The organism is Mesorhizobium sp. M7A.F.Ca.CA.003.01.2.1, assembly GCF_003998945.1.
Classification (GTDB): domain Bacteria; phylum Pseudomonadota; class Alphaproteobacteria; order Rhizobiales; family Rhizobiaceae; genus Mesorhizobium; species Mesorhizobium ciceri.
Genome location: NZ_RZRA01000057.1, coordinates 1 through 10,766, shown reverse-complemented (window position 1 = coordinate 10,766; position 10,766 = coordinate 1). Strand labels below are relative to the sequence as shown.

The window sequence follows — 10,766 nt, the reverse complement described above, 5'->3', positions numbered from 1 at the left end:
GTCGAGATCGGTTCGATGGTCACCGCGGATGAAGTCGCCGAGCAGTTGGGTGAAGTCCTGAATCTCGCCGTGAAAGCCTTTGCAATTCCGCGTGCGGGGTGGGCGGAAGCGTTCGAGCAATTCGGCATCCCGAAGGGTCACTCCGGACCCGCCGAAGAAATGTTCGAGGCCGTGAATGCGGGATGGATGGACCTCGGTGTGGCGGGTACGGAGCACGTAGCGGGTACGACGTCCGCACGCGCTGTATTCGAGGCTGCGTCTAACGTGAACGGATAGGCCAAAACTGCATGAGGTTCTCCGTGATTTCGAGCTTCGCAACCCGAGATTTGGAGAACCTCTCCTTCAATGCAGGAATCTCTATCTGAACGCGATCAGCTTGAAGTCGGTGGTTTAGATCTGCGACGTCAGCTCGACCGGAAAATCGTCATTGTCGGCATCGCGCATGGCGGCGAGGCTGCGATTATCCAGCACTTCGGCGATTGCCTGCCGCACCTCCAGCATCATGTGGCGGACCTGGCAGGTCGCCTCGTCGCAATCCTCGCAGCGTTGATACTGCGTGCGGCTGGCGCAAGGGATTGGCGCCAGCGGCCCGTCAAGCACGCGCACGACATGGCCGATCTTGATTTCGGAGGCCGGCCGGGCAAGGCGGTAGCCGCCTTCCTTGCCTTTGCGGCTCTGGACGAAGCCGGCATTGCGCAATTCGCCCAGGATGGCATCGAGGAATTTCTTCGGGATGTTGTTGGCCACAGCGATGTCATTGACGAAGGCCAATTGGCCGGCCGGCAGGCCAGACAGATGCACGAGGGCCTTGAGGCCGTATTTGCCTTTTTTTGTCAGCATGCCCAGATCAACCCATAAAAGCCCCAACCACTCGCATCTGGCGACTGTTTGTGTGCAAATAATGACGTCTTCGCCGCGCGATGATGTTTCGCGAAACAGCCACCAAATTGCACGTTAGGCATAAACGCGTTGATTCTTTGTAACGTTTTGCACTGAGAACGCGGATATTCCGCTGATAACCAGGTTATCGGCGTTCAAAAACGAAAAAAGCCGGCAGCGCGCCGGCTTTTTCGTCTGCTGTGCAGGTATCGCTGCCTCAGCGGCTGCCGTAGGTCTGGTCGAGCAGGCCGCCGGCGGCGAAATGCTCTTTCTGCACCTTGTCCCAGCCGCCGAAAACGTCTTCCACCGTCAGCAGCCGGACATCGGGGAAATCAGCCTTGTATTTCGCCGCCACAGCGGCGTCGCGGGCTCTGAGGCCGTTGCGGGCGGCGATGTCCTGGCCCTCCGGTGTGTAGAGGAAGTCGAGATAGGTCTTGGCCAGATCGCGCGTGCCGTGATCGTCGGCAACCTTGTCGACGATGGCGACCGGGAATTCGGCCAGCAGGCTGACCGAAGGCGTAACCTGCTCGAACTTGTCGTCGCCATACTCCTTGCGGATGCCGCGCGTCTCCGACTCGAAGGTGATCAGCACATCACCGATCTCGCGCTGCACGAAGGTGGTGGTCGCGGCGCGGCCGCCGGTGTCGAAGATCGGCACGTTGTTGAACAGCTTGGTGATGAACTCTTTCACCTTGGCGTCATCGCCCTTGAAGGCTTCCTTGGCGTAGGCGGTGGCCGCCAGATAGGTGTAGCGCGCATTGCCGGATGTTTTCGGGTTTGGGAAGATCACCTGCACGTCGTCGCGCACGAGATCGTTCCAGTCCTTGATGTGCTTGGGGTTGCCCGCGCGGACAAGGAACGAAGGCAGAGAATAGAAGGGCGAGGCATTGTCAGGGAAATCCTTCTGCCAGTCGGCCGAGACGAGGCCCTTCTTGACCAGGAAGTCGATGTCGATGACCTGGTTGAAGGTAACAACGTCGGCGCCAAGACCCTCGGCGATGGCGCGTGCCTGCGCCGAAGTGCCGGCATGCGACTGGTCGACGGTGACGCCCGGATGCTGGGCGATGAAAGCCTTGTTGACCTGCACGAACAGTTCGCGGCCGACATCATAGGATGCGTTGAGCAGTTTGTCGGCCGACCAGGCTTGGGAGGATGCAAGGAACAGGCCGGCGACGGTGGCAAGCCCGAGGAAAAATCGTTTCATGAAAACAGGCTCCGATGCAATGCGTTGATGGTCGGACCATAGCCGTGACGTATCATGCGCGACGAGGCATGCGCTCTCGGTTCGCGGCCTCGTCGTGGGAAAATATATCGCCTAAGTTGGCACCTGTTGGAATTCTGTTCCAGGAGATGGCTACCTTCGTCGGAGTTTTTCTGCGCCTTGTTTGCGGTGCTGCATGGCATATACAAAAGGCATATACAAAGAGCTGCCGCCATGCCCCAGAACCGTCATTCAACGCCGCCCAAGGAGGCGAAGCTGTTTCGCAACAACCGCAGCCCAACACGGGAGAGTTCACCCGGATCAGGAATCTGAAGGTCGAAAACCGGTTGGCGTAGCGCTTGAGCCGAGAATCAAGCCGCCGGAAAAAGCTTCCAGCGGCCGGGGCGGAACGCCACCCGGCTTTTTTGCGCCGCGGGATGATCGACCGGCAACTCGATTTCGACCCGCTGACGCTCACCACCGATTTCAAGCTCGACCCGGCGCGTGCCGGCGACGCGCCGGCTGGCGGCGACCGTGCCGGCGATGCAGCCGCTGCAGCCGTCCAGCAATTCGACATCGTGCGGGCGGAAGTAGAGCGTCGCATCGCCCGAGGGCTCGTTGGGCGCGGCAAGCCCGATCGGACGGTCGGCGAGCCAGATCTCGCCATTCTCGACTTTGACGGGAAGCGAGCTCGATTCACCGATGAAGCCGTAGACGAAGGGCGAGTTCGGCGTGTCGTAGATGTCGTCGGCGGTGCCGACCTGCTCGATGCGACCCTGGCTCATCACCACGACGCGGTCGGCAAGCTCCAGCGCCTCTTCCTGGTCGTGGGTGACGAAGACGGTGGTGTGGCCGGTGGCGTCATGGATTTCGCGCAGCCAGCGGCGCAATTCCCGGCGCACCTGCGCGTCAAGCGCGCCGAACGGTTCGTCGAGCAGCAGCACCTTGGGTTCGATGGCCATGGCGCGCGCCAGCGCCACGCGCTGCCGCTGGCCGCCGGAAAGCTGCGCCGGATAGCGCTTTTCCAGCCCCGACAGCTGGACAAGGTCTAGAAGCTCGGAGGCGCGGCGGCGGATCTCCTGCGCCGGCGGGCGCGACGGCCCGTGCCGGACCTTCAGGCCGAAGCCGATATTGTCGGCCACCGTCATGTGCCGGAACAGCGCATAGTGCTGGAAGACAAAGCCGACATTGCGATCCTGGATCGACTTGTGCGAGGCGTCCTCGTCGCCGAAGAAGATGTTTCCGCGCGTCGGCCGCTCCAGTCCGGCGATCAGCCTGAGCAGCGTCGTCTTGCCGGAGCCGGACGGCCCCAGCAACGCGATCAGTTCGCCCGACTTGATATCGAGCGACACGTCGTGGAGGGCCGGAAACCGGTCAAACTCCTTGCGCACGTTGGCAACGCGAACTTCCATGCAAATCCCTCTGTCAGTGTCCGCGCGTCGCGGCGATCTCGGCGCCGTAGCGCATCTCGAGAAGTGTTTTCAAGACCAGCGTGACGAGCGCCAGGCCCGCAAGCAATGAAGCGACGGCGAAGGCGCCGACGGCGTTGTACTCGTTATAGAGGATTTCGACATGCAGCGGCATGGTGTTGGTCAGGCCGCGTATATGGCCCGACACCACCGAGACTGCGCCGAACTCGCCCATGGCGCGCGCATTGCACAGGAGCACGCCGTAGAGCAGCCCCCATTTGACGTTGGGCAAGGTCACGTACCAGAAGGTCTGCCAACCATTGGCGCCAAGCGAAAGCGCTGCCTCCTCGTCGCCATTGCCTTGCTCCTGCATCAGCGGGATCAACTCGCGGGCGACGAAGGGGAAGGTGACGAAGATTGTGGCCAGCACGATGCCCGGCACGGCAAACAGGATGACGATGCCGTGCGCTTTCAGCCAGGTGCCGAGCAGCCCCTGGGCGCCGAATAGAAGCACATAGACGAGGCCCGATATGACCGGGGAGACCGAGAAGGGAAGGTCGATCAGCGTGGTCAGGAAGGCCTTGCCCTTGAACTCGAACTTGGCGATCGCCCAGGCGGCGGAGATGCCGAACACAATGTTGAGCGGTACCGAGATCGCGGCGACCAGCAGCGTCAGCCGGATCGCCGAGCGTGTGTCGGGATTGCCGAGCGCTTCGGTGTAGGCACCGATGCCCTTGGCGAAGGCTTCGTTGAAGACGATGATCAGCGGCAAGAGCAGGAAAATGCCGAGGAAGGCAAAGGCGACGGCCATCAGGGCCAGACGCGCCGGGCGGCTTTCCGTGACCGCCGCCGACTGGCTTTCATGGTGCGGTTCGTAAGATTTGATCTCCGGATCAGCCATAGCGCTTGCGGCTCCACGACTGTGCGAGATTGACGACCAAAAGCATGATGAATGACAGGGCGAGCATGATCGCCGCAATCGCGGTTGCCGCCGGGTAATTATATTCCTCCAGCCGGATGACGATCAGCAGCGGCGCGATCTCTGATTTGTAGGGCAAGTTGCCGGCGATGAAGATGACCGAGCCGTATTCGCCGACGCCGCGCGCGAAGGCGAGCGCGAAGCCGGTGACGATGGCCGGCGCCAGGCCCGGAAACAGGATGCGGGTGATGATCTGGAAACGATTGGCGCCAAGGGTGGCCGCGGCTTCCTCCACTTCCTTGTCGATCTCCTCCATGATCGGCTGCACGGTGCGCACGACGAAGGGCAGGCCGATGAAGATCAGCGCGATGACGATACCGAGCGGGGTATAGGCGACCTTGATGCCGAGCGGCATCAGCAATTTGCCGATCCAGCCGTTCGGCGCGTAGAGCGTGGTCAGCGCGATGCCGGCCACAGCCGTCGGCAAGGCGAAGGGCAGATCGACCATGGCATCGACGATGCGGCGGCCGGGGAAGCGGTAACGCACCAGCACCCATGCGACCAGCGTGCCGAAGACGACGTTGACAGCAGCCGCGACGAAGGCAGTGCCGAAGCTGATTCTCAGCGCATTGATGGTGCGGCGATCGGTGGCGATCGCCCAGAATTCAGGCCAGCCAAGGGCGGCCGAGCGCCAGAGCAGCCCGGATAGCGGGATGAGGATGATGAGGGTGAGGTAGGCAAGCGAGAAGCCGAGCGTCAATCCGAAACCCGGAATGACGCTCGGCTGCCTGAATCGCCACCCCGCCTGGGCGGGTGCTGTGGTCATGTCGTCCTGAATATCGACTGCTTACTGGGGCTTGTAGATCTGGTCGAATATACCACCATCGCCGAAATGATAAGGCTGTGCTTTTTTCCAGCCACCAAACTGTGGATCGTCGATGGTTACAAGTTTGATCGGCGGCAGCTTGGCGAGGTCCTCGGCCGGCACCAGATCGGGCTTGGCAGGACGATAATGGTTCTTGGCGATGATCGTCTGCGCTTCCTTGGAATAGAGCCAGCTCAGATAGGCTTCGGCGATCTTGCGCGTGCCCTTGGCATCGACATTGGCGTCGACCACCGCCACCGGCGGTTCTGCCAGGATGGAGGTCGGCGGGTAGACGATGTCGAAATTGTCGGCGCCGAACTCGTCGAGCGCCAGATAGGCCTCGTTTTCCCAGGCGATAAGCACATCGCCGAGACCCTTTTGCGCGAAGGTCACGGTCGAGCCGCGCGCGCCGGTGTCGAGCACCGGGGCATTGGCGTAGAGCTTGCCGACGAACTCCTTGGTCTTGGTCTCGTCGCCGCCGTCATTGGCGTTGGCGTAGGCCCATGCGGCGAGATAGTTCCAGCGCGCGCCGCCGGACGTCTTGGGATTGGGCGTGATCACCTGGACACCGTCCTTGACGAGGTCGCTCCAGTCGTGAATGCCCTTGGGATTGCCCTTGCGCACGAGGAAGATGATGGTCGAGGTGTAGGGCGCCGAATTGTTTTCGAATTTGGTGCGCCAGTCCGGATTGATCTTCTTCGACTTCGAGACGATGGCATTGATGTCGCCTTCGAGTGCCAGCGTCACCACATCGGCGTCGAGGCCGTCGATCACGGCGCGGGCCTGGGCGCCCGATCCGCCATGCGACTGCTGGACGGTGACCGTCTCTCCGGTCTCGGCCTTCCAATGGGCGACGAAAGCTTCGTCATAGGCCTTGTAGAGCTCGCGTGTCGGATCGTAGGAGACGTTGAGAATGGTGGTATCGGCAAACGCGAAACCGAGCGTGCCGAACTGGACAGATGTGGCGACCAGTGCGCCGAGCAGTTTCCTGAAATGAGGTTTGGTCATTTCTGCCTCCGTTGAACCTGCGCCAAATCTACCGAATTGGTAGAAATTAGGTGCATTCAATGTTGCCTTTTTTGCCCCTCTTGAGAAAATGTTCGGCGCCATTTCGTCCTTTGGAGAAATATTTTCCTCTTGCGGCCAAAGGAAGAATCCATGGCCCTGCCACTCAGCCTATCTAGCAATGGGTAGTGCCGAGGCAAGGTGTGGAATTTGATCCGGTGCCTCAATCGGCGGTGATGGGAAAGTCGAAACGCTGTTTGGCGAACGGTTCGCTTTTCAGCGTGAAGTGCCACCATTCCCTTGCATAGTTCTTGAAGCCGCCCGCGCGCATGGCTTCGACAAGCATCTTGCGATTTGCCGCCGCTTCACTGGCAGGGCCGCGGTATGCGGTTTCGCTCATTGAATCAAAGCAGTCGAAACCGGTACCGAAATCGAGCGTGTCGGCATCCCCGGTGCCGCAGGCCGGGTTCGGGCTGGACCTGCGGTCCATCTGGGCGACGGCGACGTCGACGGTCGAGCCACGTGAATGAGTCGACAACTCTCCGACATAGCCCTTGGCGATCAGGTCGCTGCGCCTGACCTCCGGATACCATTGCGGATCGGGCGGCCCGCCCTGTTTTGTCCATTCGCCCATGTCGGCGACGGCGCGGGCAGGGCGGTAGCAATCGAACACCACCAGGGTCAGGCGTTTGGCCGCGATCGCTTTCTGGACAGCGGAGAGTGCCTTCGCCGCATCCTCGGTGAGGATGCAGACCGGGGCGCCATAGCCGTTCACCTTGCGGTGCAGAAAATTATCCGATCCGGCGTAGCGGATGTCCTGGCGGATCGAGGGGTCGACATCGGCGAGCCGGACAAAGCCGGCGGGGAGTGGGTCAGCGAGAGCAGGGAGGGTGATTGCCGTGACAAGGATTGTTGCTGCCAGTGCTGAGGCTGCCGACAGGAAAGGATCGCGCGAGGCACCCCCCTCTGCCTTGCCAGGCATCTCCCCCGCAAGGGGGGAGATTGTCAGCTTTGGCGTCCTGCTCCACCATTGATAACTGGCGAAAGCGGCAAGGACATCCGATCGCCCTCCTTGCGGGGGAGATCGCCGGCAGGCCAGAGGGGGGTGCCTCGGAACAGGCATGGGTGAAGTATCCCGCTATCCGCTGAGCCTGTGGAAAGCCAATTCCACGAATCGCTTGCAGCCGTCTATTCGACAAACACCTTCACGCTCGCCGCGCGTCCCGCGGCGTCGATGACGGTCAGCGTCGAATAGCCGGCGCCGTCGGGCTGCCAGGTCGCGGTGCGGCGACGGTCGATGCCCACCAGCGGCTTGCCGTTGGCGAGCCAGCGGAACGGCGCACGGCCGCCTTGCAGCTTCAGCACCAGCGGCGAGGCGTCGACCGAATTGGTGCCGAGATCGACGCGGGCGCCGTCGGGCGGGAAGATGATGGTCGGTGCGGGTTCGGTCACTGTCGCCTGCACCAGGCCGTCCGCCCCGGCGCCGAAGCGGGCGAGCGTCACCGGCAGGTCCTCGCGCCTGGGGCTGAACAGTCCGGGCGGCTTGCCCGGCAAGGGGACGGTGGCCAGGCCCGAGCGGACAAAACCCTCGAACAGGATGGGAGCGGCCGAGACATAACCGGACAGTCCGGGCACCGCGCCGGCGTCGGGACGGCCGACCCAGACACCGAGCACATAGCGGCCGTCGAAGCCGACCGACCACGCGTCGCGGTAGCCGTAGGACGTGCCGGTCTTGTAGGCAATGCCGCGCTGCAGGGCACCCTCGGGCGGCTTGACGCCCGACAGTATGTCGATGATCTGCCAGTTGGCCTGACCGTCGAGGATGGTGGCGCTGGTGCGCTCGGCATTGGCCGGCTCGGTGCCGTCATGCAGCGTGTGCGTCTTGCCGCCATTGGCGAGCCCTGTGTAGAGCTGGGCGAGGTCGCGCAGCGTGACGCCTACGCCGCCAAGGCCGATGGCCAGGCCCGGCGCCTCGTTGACCGGCAGTATGGGGCTGACGCCGGCCTGGCGGAAGCGCGCCATCAGCCGCGTTGGCCCGACCGCGTCGAGCACGCGGATCGCCGGCACGTTGAGCGACAGTTGCAGGGCTTGCCGGATGCTGACATCGCCCTGGTAGCCCATGTCGAAATTCTTCGGCCGGTAGCCGGAGAAATCGACAGGGCTGTCATCGATCAGCGTCTCCTGCGCCACCAGGCCCTGTTCGAAGGCAAGACCGTAGATGAACGGCTTCAGCGTCGAGCCGGGCGAGCGGACGATCTTTGTCATGTCGATCCAGCCGGAGCGGCTGGCGTCGAAGAAATTGGCCGAGCCGACTTCGCCAAGGATGTCGCCGGTGCGGGAGTCGGCCAGCACCATGGCGACCGACAGGCGAGGGCCGAGCTTGGTGGCCGCGTCCCTCGCCACCTGTTCCAGCCCCTCCTGGACGCTCTTGCGGATCGTCAGTTGCAAGGGCTGGCCGGGGACGGCCTTGGGCAACATCGCATAGGCGGCGTGCGCGGCGAGCGCCGGCAGCGTGCGGCGCAGGTCCGAGACATCGTCGAGGGCGGCCCGTGCGGCCTCGCGCTCGCCGAGCAGGCGGGAGGAGACCATTCGGGTCAGCACCCGGTCGCGGGCGGCGTGGGCGATCTTCAAATTGCGGTCGGGCCGACGCTTTTCCGGCAGCTGCGGCAGAGCGACGAGCAGGGCGGATTCGGAAACGGTGAGCCGTTTCGGCTCCTTGCCGAAATAGGCCAGCGAGGCGGCGCGCACGCCTTCCAGATTGCCGCCATAAGGCGCCAGCGTGAGGTAGCGTTCGAGGATTTCGCGTTTCGACAGCCGCCGTTCGATCTGGATGGCGCGCAGCATCTGCTTGATCTTGGAGCCGAGGCTGCGGCTTTCGCGCGGCTCGATCAGCCGGGCAAGCTGCATCGAAAGCGTCGAGCCGCCGGAAACGATGTGGCCGCTGGTGGCGAACTGGCCGGCGGCGCGCGCCAGCGCCAGCACGTCGACGCCCTCATGATCCCAGAAACGTTTGTCTTCATAGGTGACCAGCATGTCGACGAATTGCTTGTCGACCTGGTCGAGCCGGGTTTCGAGCCGCCAGTAGCCGTCCGGCGTGGCGAAGGCGCGCAACAACTGGCCATCGCGGTCCTGGACTTCGGTGGAGACCGTGAGTTCGGCTGGAAGCGGGGGCGGGAAGGCGCGGTCGAGTTCCCAGAGGGACGCGGCGGAAAGGGCGAGGATGCCGGCGCACCCTGCCGCTCCAACAGCGAATTTGCGAAGCATCTTCATGGCAGTAAAGATGCCCCCTCCTCCGGCCGCTTCGCGGCCGCCTTCCCTCCGGTGGGGAGAAGAGACTGGCGCCAGCGCTGGCCGTCTCCTCTCCCCTCGGGGAGAGGTCGACCGAGCGAAGCGGAGGGCGGGTGAGGGGGCACTTTGCTCATCGCGTCCATCACCATCAGCGCCTTACGGCGCCTTGATCTCCATCATGCCGGTGGCGGTGCGGGCCGAGTATTGCGGCCGATACATGTCTTCCACCGTTGCCGCGGGGTGCGCATAGGTACCCGGCGTCACGGCGCGCACGACATAGGCGAGGGTCAGATTGTGGTCGTGGTCGCCGTCGGCCGGGTTGAATGCCGCGACGAAACGGTCGTCGCGGAATTCGAGATGGGCCGCATCGGTCTGCGCCAGCCACGAGAAGTTCGTCAACTGGGCGCTGGAGACCAGGCCGGGATTGTCGATCTCGAAGCCGGCCGGCAACAGGTCGGTGACCAGCAGGCGCGATGGCCATGTGTTCTGCTCGTTGACTTTGAGCACGACGACATAGCGTTCGTTCTGCGTCGCTTCGGTGACATTGGCCTCGGTGCCGTCGAGCTTGTAGTAGGTGCGGCTGATGGTGAAGCCATCGCCGCCGGCCGGCAGGGGCTGGACCGGCGACGCCACCGTGGTGACGACGGCCTGCAGCGGGGTCTTGCCGGTGTTGGCGATGGTCAGCGGGCTTTCGACAAGGTCAGAGCCTTCGACCTGGTCGGAGTAGCCGCCGGAATGTGCCGCGCCATTGACGGTCAGCGTGATCGTATCATTGCCTTCTTTCAGCGCGCGGGCCGCCAGCAGCATCCAGGATTCGTCCTGGGTGCTGGTCCAGCGGGCTTCGGCGCGTTCCCTGGTCACCAGCCTGATCAGCTCCGGCACGATTGTCGGTACCGGCTTGGATTCCGCCGCCAACGCCAGCATCGCCGCGCCATCACGCAGCCGCGAACCGTAGTCGGAGCGGTAGTAGTCGTAGTCGGTGGTCGACTTGGCCAACTGCAGGGCAGTCTTGAACGTCGATTCCGCACGCGGTGTATCGCCGTAGAGCGCCAGGCTTGCCGCCAGCTGGGCAACGGCCATCGGGCTGGAAAAAGCTTCGAGTTGCGTGTCCGCATAGTAGCGCAGGTCGCCGATCGAGGCCTTCTTGTTGCGGGCCAGAACGTAGAGGGCGTAGGCGATCTCGCTGCCCCGGTCCTGGAC

General features: G+C 63.2%; 8 protein-coding genes and 2 pseudogenes. 1 reads left to right on the top strand and 9 read right to left on the bottom strand.

Annotated elements, in window-relative coordinates:
• Positions 1 to 276 (top strand): annotated as a pseudogene (locus EN969_RS04525) (nucleoside-diphosphate sugar epimerase); the annotation flags it as partial.
• 114 nt (positions 277 to 390) lie between these two features.
• Here EN969_RS04525 and EN969_RS04520 read toward each other — a convergent pair.
• The 9 genes and pseudogenes from EN969_RS04520 to EN969_RS04480 all read right to left on the bottom strand — a co-directional run.
• Positions 391 to 840 carry an Rrf2 family transcriptional regulator gene (locus EN969_RS04520; protein WP_013530871.1) on the bottom strand — a complete coding sequence of 150 codons (450 nt, stop codon included), beginning with the start codon at positions 838 to 840 and terminating at the stop codon, positions 391 to 393.
• Between the two features lie 256 nt (positions 841 to 1,096).
• A complete protein-coding gene (locus EN969_RS04515) occupies positions 1,097 to 2,083 on the bottom strand; it encodes a sulfate ABC transporter substrate-binding protein (RefSeq protein WP_013530872.1) in 987 nt (328 codons plus the stop codon).
• 368 nt (positions 2,084 to 2,451) lie between these two features.
• Entirely contained in the window at positions 2,452 to 3,492 is a 1,041-nt protein-coding gene (locus EN969_RS04510; RefSeq protein ID WP_013530873.1) for a sulfate/molybdate ABC transporter ATP-binding protein, read from the bottom strand.
• Between the two features lie 13 nt (positions 3,493 to 3,505).
• Entirely contained in the window at positions 3,506 to 4,390 is an 885-nt protein-coding gene (cysW, locus tag EN969_RS04505) for a sulfate ABC transporter permease subunit CysW (protein WP_013530874.1), read from the bottom strand.
• Complete coding sequence (gene cysT, locus EN969_RS04500; protein ID WP_013530875.1) at positions 4,383 to 5,234, bottom strand: sulfate ABC transporter permease subunit CysT; 852 nt, start codon at positions 5,232 to 5,234, stop codon at positions 4,383 to 4,385. The genes cysW and cysT overlap by 8 nt, the downstream gene beginning before the upstream one ends.
• 21 nt (positions 5,235 to 5,255) lie before the next feature.
• On the bottom strand, positions 5,256 to 6,281 hold the full coding sequence (locus EN969_RS04495; RefSeq protein WP_013530876.1) for a sulfate ABC transporter substrate-binding protein: 1,026 nt from the start codon (positions 6,279 to 6,281) through the stop codon (positions 5,256 to 5,258).
• Positions 6,282 to 6,501: 220 nt separating this feature from the next.
• Entirely contained in the window at positions 6,502 to 7,260 is a 759-nt protein-coding gene (locus EN969_RS04490) for a M15 family metallopeptidase (RefSeq protein WP_244514314.1), read from the bottom strand.
• A gap of 206 nt (positions 7,261 to 7,466) precedes the next feature.
• Entirely contained in the window at positions 7,467 to 9,548 is a 2,082-nt protein-coding gene (pbpC, locus tag EN969_RS04485; RefSeq protein WP_063168514.1) for a penicillin-binding protein 1C, read from the bottom strand.
• A gap of 174 nt (positions 9,549 to 9,722) precedes the next feature.
• Positions 9,723 to 10,766: pseudogene (locus EN969_RS04480) on the bottom strand (hypothetical protein); the annotation flags it as partial.